Here is a 24933-nt window from a genome sequence, read left to right on the forward strand (position 1 = left end):
AGGCCGACTGATTGGCCACGCCGGCAAAGTCGCCGCGCAGCGGCCCGAGCTGCGTCGCATCCAGCCGCTCGCCCATCGCCAGCCAGCGCATTTCCTCCGGCATCTCGCCATCGAAACGGGTCTGCACCGTGCCGGTGGACTGTTCGAACAGCGCGCGTTCCAACGCCTCAAGCAGGGCCTGCGGCATCAAGGCACCGTAGACATGCGGCGCAATGCCGGTCTCGCTGCGCAGGCGCAGCTCCATGCCGCTGAGGTAAGGCCGCTGCGATGGTCCCCATTCGATGCGCAGCGGCAAGCCTTCGCGGGCCGGCTCGATGACGAAGCCGTCTCGCTCGTGCGTGAGCTTGAGCACCAGGCCCTCGCTGGCGCACCATTGTTTGACGGCGCTCTCGGCACCGGAGGCGCCGCCGAGAAGCCATTGCCGAAGCGTCCTGCTCATGCTTTGGATTAGAGTGCGTTCAGGCTGACACCGCCCGAGGAGACGCGCTCATGATTGAAGTGTATTCGTGGCCCACCCCCAACGGGCACAAGGTCCACATCATGCTGGAGGAGTGCGGCCTGAAGTACCGAGCAATCCCGGTCGACATCGGCGCCGGCGACCAGTTCCAGCCCAAGTTCCTGGCCCTCAGCCCGAACAACAAGATCCCCGCACTGGTCGATCCCGATGGCCCGGACGGCAAGCCGATCTCGCTGTTCGAATCCGGTGCCATCCTGCTCTACCTCGCCGGCAAGACCGGCCGCTTCCTGCCAGCCAGCACGCATGGCAAGTACGAGGTGCTGGAGTGGCTGATGTTCCAGATGGGCGGCGTGGGCCCGATGCTGGGCCAGGCCCATCACTTCCGCGTCTACGCGCCCGAGAAGATCGCCTACGCGGTGGACCGCTACACCAACGAGGCCAAGCGGCTCTACGGCGTGATGGACAAGCGGCTGGCCAACTCGCGCTACCTGGGCGGCAATGAATACAGCATTGCCGACATCGCCGTCTTCCCCTGGCTGCGTTCGTGGAAGAACCAGGGCATTGACTGGAACGACTACCCGCACCTCAAGGGTTGGTTCGACGAAGTGGCCAAACGGCCCGCAGTGATGCGTGGTGTCGAGGTGCTGGCGGACCGCCGCAAACCGGTCACCGACGACAAGGCACGCGAGATGCTCTTCGGTGCCACACAGTACAAGCGCAAGTAAGCGCGGCTGACAGGACCTGTGATCTTGCGAACGCAGACCACGCAACACGCGAGGCTGGCGGCGCGACATGAATGTCGATGCGGCGCTCGGCCGGTGCGGCGGCCCATGTCGCTACTTGCCTGCGCCGGATGGCGCCCGCAAGGTACCCGCCTTCCGATAGTGGTTGGCGAGGTAAACGGTGCCAGGGTCCTTGGCAGGAAACTCGAGGCGGTCACGAACCTGGGCCACGAGGGCATGCGCGGCATCGGCCGACCGGGAGCCAACAGCATCGAACCGGCTGTTGATCTCATCGGCAACGTCGATGTGACTCAAAACGACGACACTCAGGTCCCGCGGAATGTGAAGCCTGTGGCGGTCGATGGTCTCGCTCAACGCCAACACGCTGGGACCGAGACCCAGCGCCAACAACGCGGTAGGACGCGAGGCCTTGTCTTCCCAAACCCGGGCGAATGCATCCTCGACCAACTCAGGCGCACCCTCCTGGGGTTTCGGGATGCGGCCCAACTCGATCAACGGCATCTCTCGGTCCTGCCTTCTCAGAGCACGACGAAGGCTGACGAAGTGGTGGCGAAGACCTTCGAGAGGCTGGACCGCACCGGGCCAGGCGAGAAGCGCGATCCGTCTGTGGCCGGCGTCGACAACCTGCTCGATCGCCATGTCCAGTGCCCCGCGCCAATCTGACGCAACAGCATCGAGATCAACCCCGGTCACGCGCGCGCCATCCACGACGACGGCGCCGCAGCGCTCCCTGAGAAACGACAGCAGCCCGAGCGGGATCGCGTCGAAGTAGGACTGGAGCACGCAGGCATCGAACCGGGTACTCAGACGCAGCACCTCCAGCGCTTCTTCAAGCCGCTCATAGACCAGTTGCACGCAGCGCGCTCCTGCCGCTCCCAGTTGCTCCTGGACCCGTCGCGCCACCTGGTGGCTTCGTTCGCTTTGGACACGGGCGGAAAGCACCAAGACCCGCGCACCAGCGAGAGGCGAACCGCGCCCCTGGCCCGGCTTGTGAACGAAGGTGCCGCGCCCGACCTGAAGCTGCAACAGGCCTTGGCGCGCCATTCTGCCCAGAATTTCCTGGACGGCCGCCTGACCCACCTTGTACTCGCGCATCAGCTGGCGCACCGGTGGCAGGCGATCCCCATGGGCCGCCAGGTCGACACGGGTGCGCAAAGCAACTTCAAGATCTTGCACGTTCATGGGCAGGTATATGTTGCGGGTACAAAGTATCGTACCTAATCTATGGCCACACTGGAGACAACAATGATCAAGTCCTTTGAATTTTCCAAATCTGCGGCCGTGCTGGCACTCGTTGGTCTCAGCTCGCTCGCCCATGCCGAGTGGCCGCTCCGCCCGATCCAGATCTACGTCGGCTTTTCGCCCGGTGGAGCAGCGGACATCTTGGGCCGAGCGCTCGCCGAGAGCATGTCGAAGACCCTGGGACAGCCTGTGATCGTCCAGAATCGCGATGGCGCCAGCGGCACCATCGCGACGAACGCAGTGGCGAAGAGCCAGGCCAATGGGTACACGCTCGGTTTCGGTCCGGTGGGCCCGCTGGTCCTCCAGCCTCATCTGAAGCACCTGCCCTATAAGCCGGAGGACTTGACCGGCGTTTGCCAGACCTTCGTCAACAACTATGCATTGGCTGCGCCAGCGAATACGAAGCTGAAGAGCGTCCGTGAGGTCGTGGCAGCCGCCAGCGCCGCACCGGATGGGATTGCCTATGGGACGGGCGGCATCGGCTCGTTTCCTCACCTTGCAACCATCCAACTGGCCCAGAAAGCGAAGGTCGACCTTCGCGCAGTCCCTTACCGAGGTGATCCCCCACTGATCCTGGCGCTGAAGGCTGGGGAAGTTCAGATTGGAACGGTGTCCGTTGGCCAGGCTCAGGCTCAAGGACTCCCCATGCTGGGTGTCTTCTCTCCCAACCGGCTGCCCGAGGCGCCCGGCGTGCCCACGATGACGGAGCAGGGCTTCCCCGTCGTCGCACAGCTCTTCGGCGGCCTGTATGCCCCCAAGGGCACGCCACCCGCCATCCTCAAAGCTCTTGAGAACGCCTGCCAGATCGGTACGAAAGATGAGAAGTACCTCATCTCATCCAAAACGACGCAACAGGACGTCGTCTTCAAGACGGCAGCCGATTTCAGCGCCGCGATCGCCCACGAATCCCAAATCCAGCAGAAGGCCGTCAAGTCCGCAGACCTGAAGATTGAATGAGGCAAGCATGAACCAGCGTCCCAACATCCTTTTCATCATGGCCGACGATCACGCCTCCAAGGCGATCGGCTGCTACGGCCATGGCATCAACGCGACGCCTGGCATCGATCGCCTCGCCCAAGAGGGAATGCGGTTCAATCATTGCTACGTCACCAACTCGATCTGCACCCCCAGCCGCGCGACCATCCTCACCGGCACCCACAACCATGTGAACGACGTCGTCACGCTCGATAGCAAGTTCAACAATCGCTTGCCGCACGTCGCGAAGCATCTGCGATCGAACGGCTACCAAACGGCAATGATCGGCAAGTGGCACCTCGGCGAAGGCAAGGCGCACGAACCCAGCGGCTTCGACCATTGGTCGGTCCTTCCCGGCCAAGGTGAGTACCACGACCCCGTGTTTCTCGAGCCGGCTGGAAAGACATACGAGTCCGGCTATGCCACGGACATCATCACGGAAAAGGCGTCGCGCTTCATTCGCGAGCGTGATCGATCAAAGCCCTTCTTCATGATGTGCCACCACAAGGCACCACACCGCCCCTGGGAGCCGCATCCGCGTCACAAACATCTTTTCCAGGAACGAATTTCCGTACCCGACACCTTCTCCGACGACTACAAGAATCGTGCGCGCGCTGCAGCCGCGGCAAAGATGCGCGTTGCAGATGACATGACCTACCGCGACGTTGGTGTAGTCCAACCGGAAGGGGGACGTGAGGTGGGCGAGCCGCAGTTCCCCGGGGCACAGATGCGCAAGCTTCCGAATCCCCAGAACATTCGCGACGTGCGACTCATCGACAAGGACACCGGTGAGGTGTTCACTTTCCAGAATGAGGCCGCCTACACGGACTGGAAGTTCCAGCGCTACATGCAGCGCTATCTCCGCACGCTGGCTGCCGTGGACGAAAGCGTCGCCACCCTGCTCCAACTGCTTGACGACGAAGGCATCGCAGAGAACACGCTGGTCATCTATACCTCGGATCAGGGATTCTTCCTCGGTGAGCATGGCTGGTTCGACAAACGTTTCATGTATGAGGAATCTTTCCAGATGCCGTTCCTCGTTCGCTACCCGCGTGAGATCCCGCCCGGGACGATCTGCAACGACATTGCATCCAACGTTGATTTCGCTCCCACCTTCCTCGACATCGCCGGCATTCCTGTTCCCACCTACATGCAGGGAAGGAGCCTTCGTCCGCTGCTGAAGGGCGCGACACCCACGGACTGGTCCCAAGTTGCTTATCACCGCTACTGGATGCACCGAGACGCCATTCACAATGCCTATGCGCACTACGGCATCCGAACCCAACAGTACAAACTGGTGTATTGGTACAACCAGGGGCTCGGCGCACCGGGTTCGCAAGGCGGCGGCGAGGCGCCCGAATGGGAACTGTTCGACTGCAACGCGGACCCACTTGAGCTGATCAACGTCTACGACGATCCAGCCTATCGCAGCATCGTGCACGAGATGACGGCCCTGCTCGACCGGACGATGGCAGAGATTGGCGACGAGCCTCGACATGCGGCATCGAGTATCGCGGCCTGAACGATGACCTCACCTGACGCCATTTGCGCGAAGCGCCTGCGCCCACTCGTCGGAGATCTGAGGCAATTTGCGAGCGTTCGCCGAATGACACTCGACGAAGGTGCGGAACGCGGTGTACGCGCCCTTGCGTTCAGCACAGGCGGCGGCCTGGACTTCTGGGCGATGACAGATCGCTCCTTCGATATCGGTCCCTTGTGGTTCAAGGGCATACCGCTGGCCTGGCAATCCCCATCCGGCTTCTCCAATCCTATGCTGACGCGGTCCGAGCATGACGCTGGGCATGGGGTCGGTCGCATGTTGTCGGGACTGCTGATGACTTGCGGACTCGACCACGTCCGCCAGCCGGACTCGCCCCATCCGCTGCACGGACATTTCCCGATGACGCCCGCCCGTTTGCTGACAAGCGCGGAAAGCTGGGATTGCGCAACGCCCACACTGATCGCGGAAGCCGAGGTCATCCAGTACCGGCTGGGAGCCGAATGCTTGCGCCTCAAGCGCTGCATTGCGGCGCCGATTGGCGATACGGCGCTGACCATCCAGGACACCGTGACCAATGACAGCTCGCATGTACAGGTACACGACATCCTGTATCACTTCAACCTCGGGCATCCGCTGGTGACAGACGGCGGCACCGTCGAATTGAATGGCCGCGCCCTTCTCGGGCCGATCCAGATGGCTGATCAGAATGGGACCGGCGAAGCGCGTTGCATCTCGAGTGGCAACGCCTCGACCGCCCAGGTCCGAATTCTGTCTGCAGGCCGTGGGACCAAGGCGATCTGTCTCGATGTTTCGTTCGGGACCGCATCGTTGCCGTATCTCCAAGTATGGCAAGACCTCAGGCCAGCCTGTGGCCTGCTGGCGATCGAGCCGTGCGCAAGTGGCCGCCTGCCTGGTGGCCGCAGCGAGCAAAGCACTCGGCTGGAGCCGGGTGAATCGCGCAACTACAGCATCACGCTGCGCTTCTCCGAAATTGATCAAGTCCGCACGACAAACTGAAACCGGCGGACCCGCTCCACCGCTCTCCGGGACTCCCCATGAAGACCGTCTTTCTCCTTTTCGATTCGCTGAACTACCTGGCCTTGGAGGCATTTGGCGGGACAGAAGTGGCAAGTCCGAACTCCCGTCGGCTGGCCGAACGCGGCATTCGCTTTGACAAGCACTTCGCAGGCAGTCTTCCCTGCATGCCAGCGCGCCGTGATCTTCACACGGGCCGGCTTTCATTCCTCCACCGTTCGTGGGGCCCTCTTGAACCCTTCGACGCATCGATGGCATCAATCCTGCGCGAGGGCGGCGTTTACACGCATCTGATTTCAGACCACTACCATTACTTTGAGGAAGGTGGGGCGACGTATCACACGCAATATTCCACCTTTGACTTCATTCGTGGCCAGGAGTCCGACCAGTGGAAGGCAATGGTCCAGCCGCCCCTCGAGCGCTTCCGCGAGCAATATCACGCAGTGCAGACACGCTTCACTGAGGATGACCGATATCTGCCCAACCTCGTGAATCGGGAGTTCATCAAGGATGAGCGCGACTATCCCATTGCTGGATGCTTCGACTCAGCCTTCGAATTTCTCGATCGCAATCGCACCAGCGAGAACTGGATGCTGCACCTGGAGTGTTTCGATCCCCATGAACCCTTCACTGCACCCGCTCGCTACCGAGAGCATTACCCCACGCGCTACGCCGGCCCGATCCTGGACTGGCCCAAGTATGACCGGCTGAGGGAAACCCAGGAGGAAGTCGCCGAGCTACGCGCCAATTACGCGGCCCTGGTGACGATGTGCGATGCCTACCTGGGTCGGCTGCTGGACTACTTCGACAAGCACGACCTTTGGCGCGACACCGCGCTGGTACTCACCACGGATCACGGCTTCCTGCTGGGAGAGCACGACTGGTGGGCAAAGAACCGCAGTCCGATGTTCAACGAGATTGCGCATTTGCCCTTGATCGTCTACCACCCGGACTATGCCCACAAAGGCGGCACGCGCGTGTCGGCGCTGACCCAGACCACGGACCTGATGCCGACATTGCTGGATTTCCACGGCCAGGCGGCACCGTCGACGGCGCTCGGCCGCTCGCTGCGCCACGTAATGGAAGGCGATACGCAGCACCACGACGCGGTGCTCTACGGGATGTTCGGTGCAGCCACAAACATCACCGATGGACGCTATACCTATTTCCGCTATCCCAGCGACATGCGCAAGCAGGACCTCTTCGAGTACACGCTGATGCCGACGCACTTGCGCGGCTTTTTCTCCGCCGCATGCCTGCAACAGGCGGAACTGGTTCAGCCCTTCAGTTTCACCCGCGAGATACCCGTGCTGAAGGTGCCCGCTCGCAGATTGCCAGATGGACAGGTCAATCCCATGGGGACATACGAGGACTGCACCACGGTGCTCTTCGACCTGGCGCGCGACCCGGGACAACTTCACCCCGTGCAGGACAGCCAAGTCGAGGCACGACTGATGTCGACCATTGCTGAAAAGCTGACCGAACTGGATGCGCCCGAAGAAGCATTCAGCCGCATCGGACTCAAGCCCCCGCGCCGGCCCTCGTAGGCCGGTCGCAAGGCAGTACGGCAAAGAGACACTGGTGATGGCTCGACTTTTTGACAGCAGATGGCGAGGCGAAGGCAAGGATCCCGACTACAGGTACACGCTGGCCAACGAGCGAACCTTTCTCGCCTGGATCCGGACGGCGATGGCCGTTCTTGGCAGTGGCGTGGTTCTTGAACAGTTCTCGTCGCACCTCGGCCCCCGCGCTTGGGTCCTTGCATTGGCGTGCTTCCTCACGGGGCTGGCCGCGGTCATGAGCATCGGCGCTTACTGGCAGTGGCGGCGCAATGAAATCGCCATGCGGCACGAACGCGCCCTTCCCTCCACTCGATCGGTACTCGTGCTCGCAGCAGGCTTCCTCATCACGGCAGGAGTCATCACGTTGATGCTTGCGACGGCATAGGCATGGTTGACTGGCGAGATCCCGGCCTGCAGCCTGAAAGAACCTCACTCGCCTGGCGGAGAACCGCGCTGGCATTGAGCGTCAATGCGCTGCTGATCCTGCGGACCGCATGGTTGGATCATCGCGCGCTTCTGGTCGTCACCGGAATGGTGACGCTTGCGCTCGCCCTCATCGCCCTGATGCTGTCGCAGACGCGCGGACGCCGGCTGCTGCGTGTTGGGATCCGCAGCATGCATCCCGACGGACCGGGCCTGCTGACGTGCGCAGCAGCACTCGCTTGCTCAACCGCTCTGCTTTGCATGTGCACGAGTTCGCATGCCTCTCATCGCCAGGTGAGTTCACAAACACAACAGGTACATGTTGTGAGTACAAGGTATTGCCAAGAAGATTGAACCAGCGTACCCGAGCCCAGGTCAATGGGCCAACTCAAACACTAGGAGACAAGATGAAAAGGACGCTGGCTTTATTGCTTACCGGATGTTCAGGCGCGGCCCCTGTACTGGCCCAATCTGCCGTCACGATCTTCGGCATCGTGGATATGCGCCTGAGCCACATCAAGAACTCGGGGGCCCCGGCGTTCAATGGCGTGAGCCATTCCGGAATCGGCCCGAGCCGTTGGGGCCTGCGCGGCACGGAGGATCTGGGCGGGGGTCTTTATGCGGGTTTCCATTTGGAAGCGCAGATCAAACCGGACACCGGCGAAAGCAATACGACCTATTGGAATCGCCAAGCCACGGTGAGGCTGGGCAGTCGCAGCCTGGGAGAACTGCGTCTGGGTCGCGATGTCGTGCCGAGCTACCGGATCACGACCCAGTACGATCCATTCACTGCGAATGGCATCGGCTCCAACATCAACATTCTGTCGGCGGGACCGAACCCGAACCATGCGCCGGCCGCACTAAGAATCAAGACCTTCAATCAGGCGAGCAACGCCATCGGCTACTTCTTGCCCGGGGAAGCGAAGGAGTATGGCCTGTCCGGGCAGCTGATGTTCGCTCCTGGAGAAGGCGGGACCGCTGACAAATATTCCGGTGCCTATTTGGAATGGAAGCACCAAGGCTTCAGTGTCGGCGGGCACTTTGCACAGATAGATCCCGCGACAGGCGGCTCGATCGTCAAGTACACAACCAAGGGAATTGCAGCCGCTTACCAGTTCTCCACCGGCACGAAGCTGATGGCGATGATTCAGGACGAACGGTCGAAGCGCAGTACTGCCGTCCCCTACGAAGAGCGCTGGTGGCAGATTGGCGCTGTCCAGAACGTCGGTGCCGGAGACATCCGGCTTTCCTTCGTGAGACGCAATGCAACCGGCACCGTGAAGGAAAGTGCAAACGACGCAACCCTGTGGGCGGTCGGCTACGTGCACCGCCTCTCCAAGCGCACGGCGGTTTACACGATGTATGCGAAGCTCGACAACAAGGGCGCGGGCACAACCTTCCTGCCGAATGGAGCGCAGTCGATCGCACCAGGGGGCAACTCGGCTGGACTGGACTTTGGCATCCACCACAAGTTCTGACCCCCATAACTCTGGCCCTGGATCAGGTGACTTTGGAGACGGCAATGAAAAGCATCACCTCGGGCAATTCCCCCCAAACACCCGCTGCCTCCGCAGTTGAGATGCGATGGATACCCGGCGGTTCGTTCACGATGGGGGCCGATGGTTTTTATCCAGAGGAGTCTCCCACCCGCCGGGTCCAAGTTGACGGCTTCTGGATCGACGAGACGCCGGTCACCAATGCGCAGTTCGCCAGATTTGTCGACGCCACCGGTTACATCACGCAGGCCGAGATTGCGCCGCGCCCTGAAGATTTTCCAGACGCTGATCGTGAGCAACTGCGAGCAGGTTCGCTGCTCTTCGTGCCTCCCGGTACCCAGGTTCGCCTTGACGATGTGAGCCAATGGTGGGCCTGGTGCATCGGTGCATCCTGGCGAACACCGTACGGCCCTGACTCCGATCTCCGCGACCTGGGCGATCACCCGGTGGTCCACATCGTTCACGCGGACGCGGTGGCCTATGCCAAGTGGGCTGGCAAGGTTCTTCCGTCCGAGGCGGAGTGGGAATTTGCCGCGCGTGGCGGGCAGGACGGCTTGGCATATGCCTGGGGCAGCGAACTGACTCCAGGCGGAAAGGTCATGGCGAACTACTGGCAGGGACACTTCCCCTGGCTCAACTCTCTCGAGGACGGCTATTTGCGGACTTCGCCGGTGCGTTCCTACCCGGCGAACGGCTACGGGCTCTTCGACATGATCGGCAACGTCTGGGAATGGACCGACGACTGGTATGCCGCCGGTGAAGACCTTCCCTTCAAAGCCTCGGCGTGTTGCGCGACGCGCAATCCGCGCGGAGCGACCGAAGCGCAAAGCATCGACCCTCGCGGCGGGCCCGCACGGATGGGGCGTCGCGTTCTGAAGGGGGGTTCGCACCTCTGTTCAGAAGACTACTGCCAACGATTTCGCCCGGCTGCTCGACATCCCCAGGCCATCGACACGAGTACTTCGCACATCGGATTCCGCTGCATTCGCCGTAGCGCTGTAGCGCTGTAGCGCTGTAGCGCTGTAGCGCCCTGATCGAAACACACAAGGAGACACAGATGCGCAAGCGCGATTTTCTCGCAAGATCGGCAGCCGCTTTCGCAGCAATGCCGCAGGCCGGTATCGCTGCCAAGGGACGCAAAAGGCAGCTCAACCTGCTGTTCATCACGGTAGACGACATGAATTGGTCCCTGCCCGGTTTCATGGGCGGAACGCAAGACCTGACCCCCAATCTGGACCGACTGGCACGACGTTCACATCTGTTCGTCAACAACCGGGCCGCGGCCCCGATCTGCCAGCCGTCAAGACAAGCCATGATGTGCGGCTTGAAGCCGCATCACAGCGGCGGCATCGGCTTTGTTCCCATCAATGAGGGCATCCCGACGCTCACAACCGTGCTGCGCGAGCATGGCTATTTCACGAGCTGTATCCACAAGCTGGAACACATGCAGCCTGCCAGCTGCTTTCCGTGGGACATGAAGGTTCCCGGCAAGGATCGCAATCCGGAGGTCTACGACCGGGCGCTGCGGGAGGCGATGTCCAAGGCAGCAGAAGCGAACAAGCCCTTCTACATCAACTGCAACCTGAACGATCCGCATCGCCCCTTCTATGGCAGCCCGCAGGCAGCGGAGCTGGACCATGGCGAGCAAGGTCCGTACAAAGTGCCGCGGGAGATCAAGGCCGAGCAGGTCACAGTGCCTGTGTGCCTCGAAGATTTGCCGGAGGTTCGCAAGGAGTTGGCCCAGTACTGGAACAACGCCCAGCGACTGGACATCACGATCGGCCGCATTCTGCAGGCCCTGGACGAAAGCGGCCAACGCGACAGCACGGTGATCCTGTTCACATCCGATCACGGCATGCCCTTCCCGTTCGCCAAGGCCACCTGCTGGGATGCGGGCACGCGCACGCCGTTTCTGATCGCCTGGCCTGGCATGGGCACGCCGTCAGTCTTCGAGGACCTGACAAGCAACGTCGATCTGCTTCCCACCCTGCTGGACATCCTGTCCATGCCCAAGCCCCGCACGCTGGACGGCTATTCTTTACTGCCGAGGATGGAAGGACGGGGCGGAGCGCAGCGACGCTTCGTGACGACCGAGGTCAACACGACGGTCACAGGCATGGCCTATCCCAGTCGCGCTGTGCAGGACGAACGCTACGCCCTGGTGTTCTCACCCTGGTCGGACGGCAAGCTGGAGCTCAAGGTCGATGGCATGTTGGGACTCAGCTATCCGGCAATGTCCAAGGCAGCCAAAGGCAATCCCGCCCTGAGCCGCCGGCTCGACGAGTACGTCCTCGGCGTACCTCTCGGTTTCTACGACCTCAAGCTCGATCCGGGCCAGCGCAACAACCTCGTGAAGGCGCCTGAGCATCGGGATCGCATTGCGACCATGGCCCAAGCTTTGGTCGAAGAAATGAAGCGGACCGGGGATCCCCAACTGGACAACGTGTTGGCTCTGCTTGCGGGAAAACCGACGCACGTCCCACAAGAACCCGAACGCTGGCGAAGCAAGGCGTACGGCGGATCGAACGACACCATCAAGCGATAGATGCAATCACGAAGAGACAGGACCGCAGACATATGACGCAAATGACTTCAAGGCGCACCATGCTGGCTGGCTTGGCCTCGACGCTGGCTGCCGGATGGGGCCTTCAGGGCTGCGCCACGAACACGGCCACGCTGCCAGCGCGGCGCCCGAATCTCCTCGTGGTGCTGGCGGACGATCTCGGCTTTGCCGACCTCGGCGCATACGGCAGCGAAATCCCGACGCCCTACCTCGACGCTCTCGCTGCCGAGGGCCGTTTGCTGCCTCACCTGCTCGTCGCGCCGGTCTGTTCGCCCACGCGCGCCAGCCTGCTGAGCGGGGCAGATCATCATCTGGCGGGGGTTGGCGGCATTCAGAACATGCTGGCTCTCGAGCCAGACCTTTTCAAGGAGCCTGGGTATGAGGGCTACCTGAACGAACGCTCGTTCTGTGCCGCTGAACTGCTGCGCGATGCGGGCTACCACACCTACCTGTCAGGCAAGTGGCATCTCGCTCGCAAGCCTGAGCAGGGTCCGGCGCATCGCGGCTTCGAGCGATCGTTCTGTCTGATGACGGGTGCCGCGCCGCACTGGGCGCCTGTGCCAGGCAAGGAGACAGTCCCCGACCACAATGCCATCTACCTGGAGGACGATAAACGCGTCTCGCTGCCGCCGGACTTCTATTCCACGAAGACCTACACCGATCGCATGATCGAGTTCATCGACGCCGGCAAAGCCGATGGCAGGCCCTTCTTCGGCTACCTCGCCTACACAGCACCGCACTGGCCTCTGCACGCTCCAGACGAAGACATCGCGAGGTTCAAGGGAAAGTACGACGTGGGCTATGAAGCGATTCGCGAAGCACGCATCGCACGGCAGCGCAAGCTCGGCCTCTTCCCGCCCCAAGCACCAGCGGCACGCTCACAGCCTGACTCGGCACACGCCCCCCTCTGGGAGAATCTGACGCCCGATCAGCGCCAACTCGAAGCGCGCAAGATGGAGATCTATGCGGCCATGGTGAGCAACCTGGACCGAAATTTCGGCCGACTTGTCGAACACCTCCGCAAGATCGGCGAGTACGAAAACACGATGATCCTGTTCCTCTCCGACAACGGCGCTTGTTCAATGGCGGAGAACATCGTCGCCCAGACGAACATGGACAACAGCCTCCAAAACATCGGACGCCCTCGCTCCAACGTAGCCTATGGCGAACGCTGGGCCGAAGTCAGCTCCGGGCCGCTGCGGTGGTTCAAGTGGGAGACAACCGAAGGCGGGGTGAGATCGCCCGGCATTCTGCACCTGCCCGGCCAGACCCACGCGCTTCCGGCACTTCGCGAGACGGTCCACGTGACGGACATCCTGCCCACCCTGCTCACCCTCGCGAAGGCTCCGAACCCAGGCGACCACTACCATGGCCGCCCTGTCCATCCGCTGAGCGGCGCTTCCTGGCTGCCGGCCCTGCAGTCAGCCCAGGCGCAGGCGATCGCGCCCGAGCGCTTGATCTTCGAGGAGCATCTCGGCGTTCGCAGTGCCCGCCAAGGCCGCTGGAAACTGTTGACGACCTTCACCCAGCCAGCGGATCTGAACCGTTGGGAACTCTACGACCTTGAGGTCGATCCGGGCGAGACGGCGGACATCGCGGCCGTGCACCCGGAAATCGTGCGCAGGCTGCGCGCAGCGTACGAGCAATACGCAACGGCCAACGGCGTGCAGGCAAAGGGGGCAGAGCTGTTGCCGAAGGACAAGAAGATGCGCGAAGGTGCACCGACAGCTTCCGTATCGGCCGGTTCGTGATCCGGCAGGGCGTTCGACACGAAACGCATTGCCATGCAGTTGAACCGGCCCTGATGCCGGGCTCCATTTTGGGCCCGATGTTTGAAGAGAACTTTCGACGCGCGCTGCAAATCAGCAACGGCAGCTTCGCGCCGTTCGTCACGCGCCCTGTCCGTCGATGAAGACGGGGCCATCCCGCGTGCGGGAGAAATCAGAATACAACCAAGCATGTTCAGAAAGTTAAAGACGATTGGCGGCCGTCTGGCCATCGGATTCGGCGCCATCAGCCTGATTGCGTTGGCTCTCGCCACCTTTGGCTCGCTACGTCTCAGACAAACCGCGGACGCGGTCTCCTCTCTCGTTGAAGACGACATTGCGAAGTACGAGCGCGTCGCGAAAGTGCGCGAAGACATCAACTTCGTTGCGCGTACCGTGCGGAACGTGACAATGCCGGGAACCGCCGATGGTCCAGCACGCCCCGATGCGCTCAACCAGCTTCACGATGCGCAGGTGGAGATCAGGGACCTGCTCAAAGAGTTGAAAGGGAGCATTGAAGGCGACAGAGGCAGGTCGCTGGTCATCGCCATTGCTGACGCGCATCAGGCCTGGGACGCGGCGATGGACAACGTGCTCACCTCGACCAAGCAGGGCAAGTTCGAAGATGCCAACGAGGCGTTGCTGACCAAAGTTCGCCCCAAGCAGGTGGCGTTCATCAGGGCACTCGAACAGCTTTCAGGCCTGCAAAAGGAATTGATGCAAGCGTCGTCCGCCAAGGCCCGCGAACTTGCCAGCAGAGCGGCCTCGGCCATGATGGCCATGGCCGCCGCCTCGCTGTTGATCGCATGTGGCGTCGGCTGGGGCCTGCTCAATCTGCTGCGCCGCGAACTTGGTGGCGAGCCCTCAGCCGCACGAAAGGCTGCCCAGGCAATCGGAGCGGGTGAGTTGGACATTCCGATAGACGTCCATTCAGGAGATCAATCCAGTTTGATGGCTGCGATGTCTCAGATGCAGAGGGGCTTGAGCCACATCGTGACGCAAGTTCGCAACAGCAGCGACAGCATCGCCACTGGATCAGCTCAGATTGCCAGCGGCAACGCTGACCTGAGCCAGCGCACGGAGAAGCAAGCGGGCAACCTGCAACAAACGGCCGCTTCGATCGACGAACTCTCTGGGACCGTAAGGAACAGCGCGGTCGCGGCTGGGCAAGCCAATGAACTGGCGCGGGAGGCAGCCTCCACGGCCACCAAAGGAGGCGCCTTGGTCAGTGAAGTGGTGGCCGCGATGCAAGGCATCAAGGAGTCCTCACGCGAGATTTCCGAGATCATCGCTGTCATCGACGAAATCGCGTCTCAGACCAATATCTTGGCGTTGAATGCCGCCGTCGAAGCCGCTCGCGCCGGTGAACATGGCAGAGGATTCGCCGTTGTGGCCGGCGAAGTCCGAGCCTTGGCTGGGAATTCAGCGAATGCCGCGCGGCAAATCAAGGCGCTCATCGAGTCCAGCGCAGATCGCGTGGAAGCTGGCACTCGTCAGGCTGACGAAGCGGGCGCAGCGATGAACGTCATCGTGACACAGGTCCAGAGAGTCAGCGTCATGATCGGCGAGATCACGGACGCAGTTGGACAGCAATCGGCAGGCATCAGCGAGATTGGCGATGCGCTGAGCCAGATCGATCAAGCAACGCAGCAAAACGCCGCACTCGTCGAGCAAAGCGCTGCGGCCGCTGACAGCCTGAGCATGCAGGCAACCCGACTGTCCGACTTGATGTCGGCCTTTCGCCTGGCGGCCTGAAGGCCCGGCCAGCAATGTCTCCCGCGTGTCCTGTGAATCGCAGGAGCGGGGATCCACGCGACGGCCGCACAGGAAGGAAGCTGCGGCTTCCAGCGTCTCGCGAAGCACATTGGCGACGTCGGCATTGGCTCGCCGAAGTTGGGCCGAAATATACTGACCTTGCCACCGGAAACCGTCTCCCTTGCTGAGTGATTCAATCCGAGCAAGGAGAACGGAAATGACGAAGAAAAAGCCGATGCCCAGGGCGCGCTACACGTTGGAATTCAAGCAAGAGGCGGTGCGCCTGGTCGAGGGCGGCCAGAGCATCGCCGCGGTAGGCAGAACACTGGGCGTGGTGGACCAGACGCTGCACAACTGGGTCAAGGCCCGACGCGAGGGCAAGCTCAAGCGCGCGGACGCCAAGCCCGTGAGCGCAGAGCAGATGGAAATTGCCCGGCTGCGCGCTGAGCTGGCACGGGTCAAGATGGAGCGCGACATCCTGGAAAAAGCGACGGCGTACTTCGCAACAGCATCGAAGTGAAGTACGCCTTCATCCAACGCAACCGGCGGGTGTGGCCGATCTCGGTGCAGTGTCGGGTCCTCAAGGTGAGCGTGGCCGGGTACCACGAGCACTTCGTGCGCCGTGCCAGCGAGGCCCAACGCCGCCACCTCAGCGACGAAGCGCTGCTGGTGCACATCAAGGCCATCCCCGCCGAGACCCGGGGCGGCTACGGCTGGCCACGCACGTGGAAGGAACTGCTGGCCCGGGGCATCCGGGTGGGCAAGGACCGGGTGCAGAAGCTGATGCAACTGCACGGTATCCGAGCCAAGGGCAAGCGGCGCTTCAAGGTGACCACCGACAGCCAGCACGACCTGCCCATCGCACCGAACCTGCTCAACCGAGCGTTCGAGGTGGCCGAGCCCGACAAGGTGTGGGCGGGCGACATCACCTACATCGCCACCGACGAGGGGTGGTTGTTCCTGGCCGTGGTGATCGACCTGTTCAGCCGCCAGATGGTGGGCTGGTCGCTGCGCCAGGACATGACACGCGAGATCGTCATCAATGCGCTGCGCATGGCCTGGTTCAAGCGCCATCCGAGCAAGGATGCGGGACTGATCTTCCACAGTGACCGCGGCAGCCAATACGCCAGCCAGGACTTCCGGGATGTGCTGGCCGAGTACGGCATCACAGCCTCGATGAGCCGGCGGGGCAACTGCTGGGACAACGCTTGCAGCGAGACGCTGTTCGGGTCGTTGAAGGTAGAGCGGCTGCATGGCCAGCGGTTCAAGACAAGACGCCAGGCCAAGGATGAAGTGCTGGCCTGGATGCTCTGGTACAACCGAAGCCGTCTGCACTCCACGCTGGCCCATGTCAGCCCGATGCAGTTCGAAGAAAACTGGCTGGCCCATCAATCACGGCAAGCCAGCGCGTAGAACAGTTATGGGAGACGGAATCCAGGGGCAAGGTCGGGCGACACGAGTGTCTATAAGTCGTTGACTTTTAAGGGACTATGACTTAACAAGGTGATTTGTGACGACCACATTTGGCCTGCCCGGAGGGACTCGAACCCCCGACCTGCTGCTTAGAAGGCAGCTGCTCTATCCAGTTGAGCTACGGGCAGTGTGAAGCCGCGCATTCTAAGGCGGGGGGCGGCGGCCCGCGACTTGCGAGCAATGGATGAACGACAACCCGGGACATGGTCCCGCTGACCGGAGACCTGCCCTTGGCCAAGATTCATCCTGGTGTCGGCCCGCAATTCGGGCAGGTGGTGGTGCTGTTTGGCGCCAGCGGTGACCTGGCGCGGCGCAAGCTGCTGCCGGGGCTGTACCACCTGTGCAATGCCGGCTTCATTCCGAGCTGCCGCATCGTCGGCGTGTCGCTGGACGACATGGACGCCGATGGCTTTCGCCAGTTGGCCCGCAAGGCGCTCGACGAATTTGGCAGCCGGCGCGTGAGCGATGCCGACTGGCAGGCCTTCGCTGGCAACCTGGACTACGTGGCGCTGGCCGACGGCGCGGCCGCGCTGCAGGCCGCGGTGGCGCGAGCCGAAGAGGCCATGGGCGTGGAGTCCCGCAGGCTGCATTACCTCAGCGTGCCGCCAAGTGCCGCGCTGTCGGCCGTGCGCATGCTAGGCCAGGCCGGGCTGGTGGAGCGCTCGCGCATCGTGATGGAAAAGCCGTTTGGCGTGGACCTGGCCAGTGCCGTCTCGCTGAACAGCCAGCTGCACGAGGTCTTCGCCGAAGAGCAGATCTTCCGCATCGACCATTTCCTGGGCAAGGAGCCGGCACAGAACATCCTTGCCTTCCGCTTTGCCAACGGCTTGTTCGAGCCGATCTGGAACCGCAATTTCATCGACCACGTACAGATCGACGTGCCCGAGACGCTGGGCCTGGGCCCGCGCTCGGGCTTCTACGAGCAAACCGGCGCCTACCGCGACATGGTGGTCACCCACCTCTTCCAGATCCTGGCCTTCATGGCGATGGAGCCGCCTACCGCGCTGGAACCGGCACCCATCAGCGAGGAGAAGAACAAGGTCTTCCGCAGCATGCTGCCCATCCAGCCCGAGCACGTGGTGCGTGGCCAGTACGCTGGCTACCGCCAGGAAGAAGGCGTGGACCCGACCAGCGAGACCGAGACCTTCATCGCGCTGAAGTGCTTCATCGACAACTGGCGCTGGGCCGGCGTGCCGTTTTTCCTGCGCACCGGCAAGCGCATGGCCGAGGGCCAGCGCATCATCTCGATCGCCTTTCGCGAACCGCCCAAGAGCATGTTCCCGCCCGGCTCGGGCGTGGGCGCGCAGGGCCCGGACCACCTGACTTTCGACCTGGCCGACGCGTCGAAGATGTCGCTGTCGTTCTACGGCAAGCGCCCCGGCCCGGGCATGCGACTGGACAAGCTGAGCCTGCAGTTCGCGATGCACGACACCGGCATGCTGGGCGACGTGCTGGAGGCCTACGAACGGCTGATCCTGGACGCGATGCGCGGCGACCACACGCTGTTCAACACCGCAGAAGGCATCGAGCGGCTGTGGCAGGTTTCCACCCATTTGCTGGAAGCGCCGCCGCCGGTGCGGCTCTATCCGCCCGGCTCCTGGGGCCCGAAGTCCATCCACCAGCTGATTGCGCCGCATGCCTGGCGGCTGCCTTTCGAGCGCGCCTGGCGCGACCCGAACAAGGCGGGCAGCTGAGGCTGCACGAAGCAGCCCAAAGCAGCCGTTACCATCGATGCTCAACTTCACAGGAATGTCATGGCTGAGACTTTCAAGCCGGGCGACGTGGTTCGCCTGAAGGCCGGCGGGCCCAAGATGGTCGTCGAGTATGTGCAGGACGACAGGAAGCTCGCTTGCGTATGGTTCCTGGAGGGCAACACGAAGCGCGACCTGTTCCCGGGCGAATGCGTGGAAACGCCGCCAGCGAAGGAAGCCTGAATCGCAGGAAAACTGAGGACCTGAAAGCGGTTCAACGCATCCCGCGCTGAACCGGCAAGCCTTGCAAAGAAGATGCAAGGCTGAAGAAGAAATGGTCGGGGCGGCGGGATTCGAACTCGCGACCCTCTGGTCCCAAACCAGATGCGCTACCAGGCTGCGCTACGCCCCGACAAGCTCATCAGTATAGCCCAGAAATCAAGCTTTCAGGCCGCACTTCGTTTCACGACGATGCCGTCTTCATCGGCATATAACCACTCGCCCGGCCTCAGCCACTCGCCGGCGATCTGCACCGGCACATCGCGCAGGCCCTGGTCGCGGCGCTCGGTGGGCATCGGAATCAACCCCAGCGCGCGGATGCCGACCTGGCAGGCGCGCATCTCGGCTGCATCCCTCACGGCGCCGAACACCAGCACGCCGGCCCAGCCGTTTTTCTCGGCCGCCTGCGCCAGGTTGCCGCCCAGCAGCGAGCGCTTCAGCGAGCCGCCGCCGTCCACCACCAGCACCCGCCCCTCGCCAGGCGACATCACCGCCTCGCGCACCCGGGAGTTGTCTTCCAGGCATTGCACGGTGCTGATGGGGCCGGCGAAGCGCGTCAGGCCCCCAAAGTCGCGGAACAGCGGCGGCAGCACACGCAGCTCGCCATTGCTCGGGTCCTTGTCGGCGTCGCACAGGTCACAGGTCGAAAACGCGGGCGTCTCAGTGGGCATGGCGGGTCCTTTGGGAGATGGAAAAGGCTCAGGCGTTGTGAATCTTGCGAATGGGTGGCTTCACGTCCTCGCCGCGGGCTGGCAGCATGGTCTGGTGCTCGCGGGCGGCATTCAGGATGATGGAGGTGCTGGTTTCGGTGAGCATGCAGAAGCGGGTCACCACCGCGTCCAGGTGGGCCACGTCGATCACCGCAATCTCCAGCACCCAGCTGTCCTCGCCAGTCACGTTGTAGGCATTGACGACCTCGGGCGTCTGCTGGATCAGCTTGACCACCCGCGCGTACTCGGCGCGCCCCACGCGGATGACCGCGCGAATGCCATAGCCCAGCGCCTTCAGGTCCACCGTGGCGCGGTAGCCGGTGATCACCCCGGCGGCTTCCAGCTTGCGCACACGCTCGGTCACCGCCGGCTGGGACAGGTGCACGCGCCGGCCCAGCTCGGTCATGCTGAGCCGCGCATCGGCCTGCAGTTCGGCCAGGATGCGGGTGTCGTAGGCGTCCAGCGCGAGCGGTGCGACGACGACGGGCTGGGTCAGGGGTGCGTTCATGGTGTTCAAAGCCTAGCATGCGAAACACCTTGAAAACCAAACCCCACCCGGCATCAGACCTTGGCTTTCCCATCGAATGCGGCACGCGGCCTCGCTACGATGAGCGCATGTCGACCACCACCGTCACCCCCGCCCGCTCGGCCGGTGCCACCTTCAGCCCGCTGATCCTCGCCTGCCTCGCCGCCACCTGGCTGGTCTGGGGCTCGACCTACCTGGTCATCAAATACGCGCTGCTGAGCTTCCCGCCGTATTTCCAGATGGGCACGCGCTTCCTGGTGGCTGGCGGCCTGCTGCTGGCCTGGACCCGCTGGCGCGGCACGCCGCTGCCAAGCGCCAGGCAATGGCGCAATGCCTTGATCGTCGGCGCGCTGATGCTGGGCGGCGGCATGGGCGGCACGGCGGTGGCCGAGGTCTCTGTCGGCTCAGGGCTGGTGGTGGCCTTCATCGCGGTGGTGCCGATGATGATTGCCCTGGTGAACCTGGTGTTCGGCATCCGGCCCGGCAAGCTGGAGCTGGCCGGCATCGCGGTGGGCCTGGTCGGTGTGCTGATGCTCACGCAAGGGGCGGGCTTCCAGTCGTCCACCGCAGGGCTGATCGCCATCACGGTGGCGTGTGTGACCTGGTCCATCGGCAGCGTGCTGAGCCAGCACAGGCTGCCGCTGGCGCCGGGCGCAAGCGGTTTTGCCAGCGAGATGATCTGCGGTGGCGCTGTGCTGCTGCTGCTCTCGCTGCTGACCGGCGAGCAGCCGCAGTGGCCGCCGCAGCCAGTCGCCATCGCCGCCTGGGCCTACCTGGTGGTGTTCGGCTCGCTGATCGCCTTCAATGCCTACATGGTGCTGCTGGCCCGGGCGCCTGCCGGGCTGGCGTCCAGCTACACCTTCGTGAACCCGGTGATTGCCATGCTGCTGGGCGTGGCCATTGGCGGCGAGACGGTGACCGGCTTCGAGTGGTCGGCCGTGGCCGTGGTGCTGGCCGGCGTGGTGCTGCTGGTGGGTGCGCGCCGGTAGCAAGTCTTGCCGAGGCCGTGCGCCTCGGGAATGAAACCTGCATGCCCAGAGGTACCGGATTTCCGGTGCCTACGTGGGAGCCACGCATGCCAGATCAGCCCGAGATCAGCAGCCCAGCCACCGCCTTCTCACACGTGAGGCCGCCCGACACGGCTTTCCGAGGCGACGGCCTGCGGGACTTCTTCCTTTACCGCGACCTCGGCATTGCAGAAGCCACCCGCGGCAAGGTCATTGCGCAACTGGTCATTGCCCACAACGCCCCGGAAAAGGGCACTGGCTGGCACCGACATGAGGCGGAGTTCCACATCGTGCTCATGTTGCGCGGCTGGGCCCGCTTCATGTACGAGGACAAGGAAACCCTGGTCAGCGCGGGCGACTGCGTGCACCAGCGGCCCGGCGTGCGCCACTACCTGTTCGACTACTCGCCGGACATGGAATACCTGGAAGTGGTCGGACCTGCAGACTTCACGACCATCGACGTGGCACCGGTCTGCGATGTGCCCGAGTCCAAGGGCTGGGGCGTCTGAGCTTCAGAACTCCACTTCCAGCTCATCGATGGCCTCCGGCTCCAGCAGCGCTGCGGCCGTCCATTCCTTCATCTCGGGCAGGCTCGCAATGGTGTCGCAATACGCGGCGCAGGCGGCGTTCTTGACCTTCACGTCGTAAGTGCGCAGCCGCGTGACCACCGGCGCATACATCGCGTCGGCCATGCAGGGCTGCTCGCCGAACAGGAACGGGCCGCCGTAGCGGCCCAGGCAGTCCTGCCAGATGGCCAGCACATGGTCGATGTCCGCCTGGGCGCGGCTCCACACCTTGTAGCCCTTGAAGTGACCTTTCAGGTTCATCGGCAGCGCCGAGCGCAACGAGGTGAAGCCCGAATGCATCTCGCCGCAGATCGCGCGGCAGTGCGCCCGCGCCGCGCGGTCTGCCGGCAGCAAGCCGGCCTTGGGCTTGACCTCGTTCAGATACTCGGCAATGGCCAGCGTGTCCCACACCTGCACGCCCTGATGCCGCAGGCAGGGCACGAGGATGGACGGCGCCAGCAGCAGCATCTCGGCCTTGGCGCCCGGGTCATCCGGCGACAGCAGCACTTCCTCGAACGGCAGGCCGGCGAAACGCGCAAGCAGCCAGCCGCGCAGCGACCAGGACGAGTAGTTCTTGCTGCTGAGCGTCAGCGTGGTCGTCACCGGGGCATTGGGCATGAATGCAGCTCCTGTTGTGTGCACAGGTTCTCGCAAGCGTTGTGCCCGCCCCACCTCGCAAACACCCGCTTGGCGCCCGCAACACTGTCACGCAGGCGACAGGCGAGTGGCCCGTTCCTTGCCTCGGAGCTGCCTCTGCCTTGCTCGCTTCCAGTGGCCTCTCACCGCGGCCCCACAACACCATGATGTATTCCGCCTACCAAGCGCAGACCGACTGCCTGGCGCCGCTGCAGACGGCCGCTCGCGCGGCCACGTCCTGGTTGAATCAGCCGCACTTCCAGAACCCCTGGTCCGAGATGCTGACCAAGCCGCTGGCGGCCAGCCTCGATGTGTTTGCCCGGCTCAGGCTGACCCACCACCGGCCGGGCTTTGACATCGCCAAGGTCATGGTGGGTGCGCCCGGCCATGAGCAGCCGGTGGCGGTGACCGAAGAGGTGGTGCTGAAGCGCCCGTTTGGCAGCCTGCTGCACTTCCGCCGCGCGGACCTTGGCAGCAACGGCAGCGAGCTGCCGCGCGTGCTGGTCGTTGCACCGCTCTCAGGCCACTTCGCCACGCTGCTGGCCGATACCGTGCGCACGCTGCTGGCCGACCACGACGTGTTCATCACCGATTGGCACAACGCACGCCATGTGCCGCTGTCCGAAGGCGCTTTTGGGCTGGACGACTATGTCGAGCAGGTGATCGAGTTCGTCGCCACGCTGGGCCCGGGTGCGCACGTGCTGGCCGTTTGCCAGCCCTGCGTGCCGGCGCTGGCCGCCGTGGCCTTGATGGCCCAGCGCGAGCACATTGCCCAGCCGCGCAGCCTCACGCTGATGGCCGGCCCTGTGGACTGCCGCATCAACCCGACCGGTGTCAACGAGCTGGCGATCAGCAAGCCCATCGAGTGGTTCGAGAAGAACCTGATCGCCCGCGTGCCGTGGCGCTACCCGGGTGCAATGCGCAAGGTCTACCCTGGCTTCGTGCAGCTGACCGCCTTCATGAGCATGAACCCGGACCGGCATCGCCAGGCCTTCATCGACCTGTACAAGAACCTGCTGGCCGGCGACCTGCCCCGCGCCACCCACACCCAGGCCTTCTACGAGGAATATTTCGCTGTTAACGACCTGCCGGCCGAGTTCTACCTGGAAACCGTCGAGCGCGTGTTCCAGACCTACGACCTGGCCAGGGGCGAGATGGTGGTCAAGGGCCAGAAGGTGGAGCCCGCTGCCATCCGCCGAACCGCGCTCTTCACGGTCGAAGGCGAGCGCGACGACATCTGCGCCATCGGCCAGACCGTTGCCGCACACGACCTCTGCACCGGCATCAAGCCTTACATGAAGCAGCACCACGTGCAGCTCGGCGTGGGCCACTACGGCGTGTTCAGCGGCAAGCGCTGGCAGCAGCAGATCTACCCCCGCGTGCGCGAGATGATCCACAGCATGAATTGACGGCGCATGATGGCTCTTCCATGAGCACGGGGGCGCCAGATGCACATCACCGTTTTCAGCAGCCGCGCCTACGACCGCAGGTTTCTGGACCAGGCCAATGCCAGCCACGGGTTCACGCTGACCTACTTGGAACCGCGGTTGGAGGCGGCCACGGCCGTGCTGGCCGATGGCGCAGACGCCGTGTGTGTCTTTGTCAACGACAAGCTGGACGCCACCGTGCTGCAGCGCCTGGCAACACTCAAGGTGCGCCTGGTGGCATTGCGCTGCGCCGGCTTCAACAATGTGGACCTGGCTGCAGCGAAGGTACTGGGCCTGAGCGTTGGCCGCGTGCCGGCCTATTCGCCGCACGCCGTGGCCGAGCACACGCTGGCGCTGCTGCTGGCGCTCAACCGCCGCCTGCACCGCGCCTACAACCGCGTGCGCGAAGGCAACTTCATGCTCGACGGGCTGATGGGCTTCGACCTACACGGCAAGACGGTCGGCGTGGTCGGCACCGGCCGAATCGGCGTGAACGTGGTGCGCATCCTGCGCGGCTTCGGCTGCCGAGTGCTGACCCACGACCCGCTGCCCAGCCCGGAATGCCTGGCGCTGGGCGCCGAGGAGGCAGACCGCGCCACGCTGCTCGCGCAGTCCGACCTCATCACGCTGCACTGCCCCTTGACGCCCGACACCCGCCACTGGATTAATGTCGGCAGCATTGCCGCGATGCGGCCGGGCGTGATGCTCATCAACACCAGCCGTGGCGCGCTTGTCGACACTCTCGCGGTGATCGACGCGCTGAAGACCGGCCAGATCGGCGCGCTGGGGCTGGACGTGTACGAAGAAGAGGCGGACCTGTTCTTCGAAGACCTGTCGGACCAGCCGCTGCAGGACGATGTGTTCGCCCGGCTGCTGACCTTCCCGAACGTGCTGATCACCGGCCACCAGGGCTTTTTCACCCACGAGGCCTTGACGGCGATTGCCGAGACCACGCTGGCCAATGTCGCCAGCTTCGCCCGCGACGGCCGGCCGCTGCACCCGGTGAACTGAGGCTCAGCGCCGCCGGGTGACGCCGACCAGCCCGGCCGCGCCCACGCCCAGCATCAGCGCAATGGCCGCGCCAAAGAAGATGCCCCGCG

At 63.4% G+C, this 24933-nt stretch carries 23 protein-coding genes, 2 tRNA genes and 1 pseudogene; 19 read left to right on the forward strand and 7 right to left on the reverse strand.

Annotated features, from left to right (window positions below):
- Positions 1–439, reverse strand: a pseudogene (locus tag FKP22_RS02185) (hypothetical protein); the annotation flags it as partial.
- A 50-nt stretch (positions 440–489) separates the two neighbouring features.
- Here FKP22_RS02185 and FKP22_RS02190 point away from each other — a divergent pair.
- Positions 490–1182, forward strand: a complete 693-nt coding sequence (locus tag FKP22_RS02190; protein WP_141284751.1) for a glutathione binding-like protein — start codon at positions 490–492, stop codon at positions 1180–1182.
- Positions 1183–1293: 111 nt separating this feature from the next.
- Here FKP22_RS02190 and FKP22_RS02195 read toward each other — a convergent pair whose 3' ends face one another.
- Positions 1294–2382: a GntR family transcriptional regulator gene (locus FKP22_RS02195; RefSeq protein ID WP_170200714.1), complete on the reverse strand. Its 1089-nt coding sequence runs from the start codon at positions 2380–2382 to the stop codon at positions 1294–1296.
- Between the two features lie 63 nt (positions 2383–2445).
- On the opposite strand from FKP22_RS02195, the gene FKP22_RS02200 reads away from it, so the two are divergent.
- From FKP22_RS02200 to FKP22_RS02255, 12 genes are all read left to right on the forward strand, one after another.
- Positions 2446–3399, forward strand: coding sequence for a Bug family tripartite tricarboxylate transporter substrate binding protein (locus FKP22_RS02200; RefSeq protein ID WP_170200715.1), 954 nt, complete (start codon positions 2446–2448; stop codon positions 3397–3399).
- A gap of 7 nt (positions 3400–3406) precedes the next feature.
- Positions 3407–4939 (forward strand): sulfatase family protein, encoded by a 1533-nt coding sequence (locus FKP22_RS02205; RefSeq protein WP_141284757.1) that lies wholly within the window; start codon positions 3407–3409, stop codon positions 4937–4939.
- Positions 4940–5023: 84 nt separating this feature from the next.
- Entirely contained in the window at positions 5024–5935 is a 912-nt protein-coding gene (locus FKP22_RS02210) for a DUF4432 family protein (RefSeq protein WP_170200716.1), read from the forward strand.
- A gap of 38 nt (positions 5936–5973) precedes the next feature.
- Positions 5974–7500 (forward strand): sulfatase, encoded by a 1527-nt coding sequence (locus FKP22_RS02215; RefSeq protein WP_141284761.1) that lies wholly within the window; start codon positions 5974–5976, stop codon positions 7498–7500.
- A gap of 37 nt (positions 7501–7537) precedes the next feature.
- Positions 7538–7900 (forward strand): YidH family protein, encoded by a 363-nt coding sequence (locus tag FKP22_RS02220; RefSeq protein ID WP_141284789.1) that lies wholly within the window; start codon positions 7538–7540, stop codon positions 7898–7900.
- A 2-nt stretch (positions 7901–7902) separates the two neighbouring features.
- Complete coding sequence (locus FKP22_RS02225; RefSeq protein ID WP_141284763.1) at positions 7903–8292, forward strand: DUF202 domain-containing protein; 390 nt, start codon at positions 7903–7905, stop codon at positions 8290–8292.
- Positions 8293–8345: 53 nt separating this feature from the next.
- Entirely contained in the window at positions 8346–9416 is a 1071-nt protein-coding gene (locus FKP22_RS02230; RefSeq protein ID WP_170200717.1) for a porin, read from the forward strand.
- A 44-nt stretch (positions 9417–9460) separates the two neighbouring features.
- A complete protein-coding gene (locus FKP22_RS02235; RefSeq protein ID WP_211361278.1) occupies positions 9461–10444 on the forward strand; it encodes a formylglycine-generating enzyme family protein in 984 nt (327 codons plus the stop codon).
- 47 nt (positions 10445–10491) lie between these two features.
- Entirely contained in the window at positions 10492–11979 is a 1488-nt protein-coding gene (locus tag FKP22_RS02240; protein WP_141284767.1) for a sulfatase family protein, read from the forward strand.
- Between the two features lie 59 nt (positions 11980–12038).
- Positions 12039–13748 carry a sulfatase family protein gene (locus tag FKP22_RS02245; RefSeq protein WP_170200718.1) on the forward strand — a complete coding sequence of 570 codons (1710 nt, stop codon included), beginning with the start codon at positions 12039–12041 and terminating at the stop codon, positions 13746–13748.
- A 207-nt stretch (positions 13749–13955) separates the two neighbouring features.
- Positions 13956–15518 (forward strand): methyl-accepting chemotaxis protein, encoded by a 1563-nt coding sequence (locus tag FKP22_RS02250; RefSeq protein WP_141284771.1) that lies wholly within the window; start codon positions 13956–13958, stop codon positions 15516–15518.
- A gap of 217 nt (positions 15519–15735) precedes the next feature.
- Positions 15736–16931 (forward strand): IS3 family transposase gene (locus FKP22_RS02255; RefSeq protein ID WP_170200719.1). Its coding sequence is split into 2 segments (ribosomal slippage): positions 15736–16000 and positions 16000–16931, totalling 1197 coding nucleotides; the frame shifts between segments, so codons are not numbered across the junction.
- Positions 16932–17042: 111 nt separating this feature from the next.
- Here FKP22_RS02255 and FKP22_RS02260 read toward each other — a convergent pair.
- Positions 17043–17119: transfer RNA gene (locus FKP22_RS02260), tRNA-Arg, on the reverse strand.
- A 102-nt stretch (positions 17120–17221) separates the two neighbouring features.
- Between FKP22_RS02260 and zwf the strand changes: the two genes are divergently transcribed.
- On the forward strand, positions 17222–18685 hold the full coding sequence (zwf, locus tag FKP22_RS02265) for a glucose-6-phosphate dehydrogenase (RefSeq protein ID WP_211361279.1): 1464 nt from the start codon (positions 17222–17224) through the stop codon (positions 18683–18685).
- A 60-nt stretch (positions 18686–18745) separates the two neighbouring features.
- Positions 18746–18925, forward strand: coding sequence for a YodC family protein (locus tag FKP22_RS02270; protein WP_141284775.1), 180 nt, complete (start codon positions 18746–18748; stop codon positions 18923–18925).
- Between the two features lie 92 nt (positions 18926–19017).
- Here FKP22_RS02270 and FKP22_RS02275 read toward each other — a convergent pair.
- The 3 genes from FKP22_RS02275 to FKP22_RS02285 form a co-directional block, all read right to left on the reverse strand.
- Positions 19018–19094: transfer RNA gene (locus FKP22_RS02275), tRNA-Pro, on the reverse strand.
- Between the two features lie 34 nt (positions 19095–19128).
- Positions 19129–19632 (reverse strand): ribonuclease E activity regulator RraA, encoded by a 504-nt coding sequence (rraA, locus tag FKP22_RS02280; protein WP_141284777.1) that lies wholly within the window; start codon positions 19630–19632, stop codon positions 19129–19131.
- Positions 19633–19660: 28 nt separating this feature from the next.
- Entirely contained in the window at positions 19661–20179 is a 519-nt protein-coding gene (locus FKP22_RS02285; protein WP_141284779.1) for an Lrp/AsnC family transcriptional regulator, read from the reverse strand.
- A gap of 107 nt (positions 20180–20286) precedes the next feature.
- On the opposite strand from FKP22_RS02285, the gene yedA reads away from it, so the two are divergent.
- Together yedA and FKP22_RS02295 are read left to right on the forward strand one after the other, a co-directional pair.
- The gene (gene yedA, locus FKP22_RS02290) at positions 20287–21186 is read left to right on the forward strand and encodes a drug/metabolite exporter YedA (RefSeq protein ID WP_141284781.1); all 900 of its coding nucleotides are present in this window, start codon (positions 20287–20289) and stop codon (positions 21184–21186) included.
- A 104-nt stretch (positions 21187–21290) separates the two neighbouring features.
- The gene (locus tag FKP22_RS02295) at positions 21291–21713 is read left to right on the forward strand and encodes a cupin domain-containing protein (protein ID WP_141284793.1); all 423 of its coding nucleotides are present in this window, start codon (positions 21291–21293) and stop codon (positions 21711–21713) included.
- Between the two features lie 3 nt (positions 21714–21716).
- Here the strand turns inward: FKP22_RS02295 and FKP22_RS02300 are convergent, their stop codons facing one another.
- Positions 21717–22388 (reverse strand): glutathione S-transferase family protein, encoded by a 672-nt coding sequence (locus FKP22_RS02300; RefSeq protein ID WP_141284783.1) that lies wholly within the window; start codon positions 22386–22388, stop codon positions 21717–21719.
- 182 nt (positions 22389–22570) lie between these two features.
- Between FKP22_RS02300 and FKP22_RS02305 the strand changes: the two genes are divergently transcribed.
- On the forward strand, positions 22571–23815 hold the full coding sequence (locus FKP22_RS02305) for a polyhydroxyalkanoate depolymerase (protein ID WP_141284785.1): 1245 nt from the start codon (positions 22571–22573) through the stop codon (positions 23813–23815).
- A 39-nt stretch (positions 23816–23854) separates the two neighbouring features.
- On the forward strand, positions 23855–24844 hold the full coding sequence (locus FKP22_RS02310; protein WP_141284787.1) for a 2-hydroxyacid dehydrogenase: 990 nt from the start codon (positions 23855–23857) through the stop codon (positions 24842–24844).
- Positions 24845–24933 lie beyond the last annotated feature (89 nt).

The sequence above is a fragment of the Ideonella azotifigens genome, from assembly GCF_006519715.1.
GTDB lineage: Bacteria > Pseudomonadota > Gammaproteobacteria > Burkholderiales > Burkholderiaceae_C > Ideonella > Ideonella azotifigens.

Bases quoted from the DNA above. Each gene is read 5' to 3' on its own strand.
- FKP22_RS02190 (WP_141284751.1), top strand. From the start codon at position 490: ATGATTGAAGTGTATTCGTGGCCCACCCCCAACGGGCACAAGGTCCAC.
- FKP22_RS02195 (WP_170200714.1), bottom strand. From the start codon at position 2,382: ATGAACGTGCAAGATCTTGAAGTTGCTTTGCGCACCCGTGTCGACCTG.
- FKP22_RS02200 (WP_170200715.1), top strand. From the start codon at position 2,446: ATGATCAAGTCCTTTGAATTTTCCAAATCTGCGGCCGTGCTGGCACTC.
- FKP22_RS02205 (WP_141284757.1), top strand. From the start codon at position 3,407: ATGAACCAGCGTCCCAACATCCTTTTCATCATGGCCGACGATCACGCC.
- FKP22_RS02210 (WP_170200716.1), top strand. From the start codon at position 5,024: ATGACACTCGACGAAGGTGCGGAACGCGGTGTACGCGCCCTTGCGTTC.
- FKP22_RS02215 (WP_141284761.1), top strand. From the start codon at position 5,974: ATGAAGACCGTCTTTCTCCTTTTCGATTCGCTGAACTACCTGGCCTTG.
- FKP22_RS02220 (WP_141284789.1), top strand. From the start codon at position 7,538: ATGGCTCGACTTTTTGACAGCAGATGGCGAGGCGAAGGCAAGGATCCC.
- FKP22_RS02225 (WP_141284763.1), top strand. From the start codon at position 7,903: ATGGTTGACTGGCGAGATCCCGGCCTGCAGCCTGAAAGAACCTCACTC.
- FKP22_RS02230 (WP_170200717.1), top strand. From the start codon at position 8,346: ATGAAAAGGACGCTGGCTTTATTGCTTACCGGATGTTCAGGCGCGGCC.
- FKP22_RS02235 (WP_211361278.1), top strand. From the start codon at position 9,461: ATGAAAAGCATCACCTCGGGCAATTCCCCCCAAACACCCGCTGCCTCC.
- FKP22_RS02240 (WP_141284767.1), top strand. From the start codon at position 10,492: ATGCGCAAGCGCGATTTTCTCGCAAGATCGGCAGCCGCTTTCGCAGCA.
- FKP22_RS02245 (WP_170200718.1), top strand. From the start codon at position 12,039: ATGCTGGCTGGCTTGGCCTCGACGCTGGCTGCCGGATGGGGCCTTCAG.
- FKP22_RS02250 (WP_141284771.1), top strand. From the start codon at position 13,956: ATGTTCAGAAAGTTAAAGACGATTGGCGGCCGTCTGGCCATCGGATTC.
- FKP22_RS02270 (WP_141284775.1), top strand. From the start codon at position 18,746: ATGGCTGAGACTTTCAAGCCGGGCGACGTGGTTCGCCTGAAGGCCGGC.
- rraA (WP_141284777.1), bottom strand. From the start codon at position 19,632: ATGCCCACTGAGACGCCCGCGTTTTCGACCTGTGACCTGTGCGACGCC.
- FKP22_RS02285 (WP_141284779.1), bottom strand. From the start codon at position 20,179: ATGAACGCACCCCTGACCCAGCCCGTCGTCGTCGCACCGCTCGCGCTG.
- yedA (WP_141284781.1), top strand. From the start codon at position 20,287: ATGTCGACCACCACCGTCACCCCCGCCCGCTCGGCCGGTGCCACCTTC.
- FKP22_RS02300 (WP_141284783.1), bottom strand. From the start codon at position 22,388: ATGCCCAATGCCCCGGTGACGACCACGCTGACGCTCAGCAGCAAGAAC.
- FKP22_RS02305 (WP_141284785.1), top strand. From the start codon at position 22,571: ATGATGTATTCCGCCTACCAAGCGCAGACCGACTGCCTGGCGCCGCTG.
- FKP22_RS02310 (WP_141284787.1), top strand. From the start codon at position 23,855: ATGCACATCACCGTTTTCAGCAGCCGCGCCTACGACCGCAGGTTTCTG.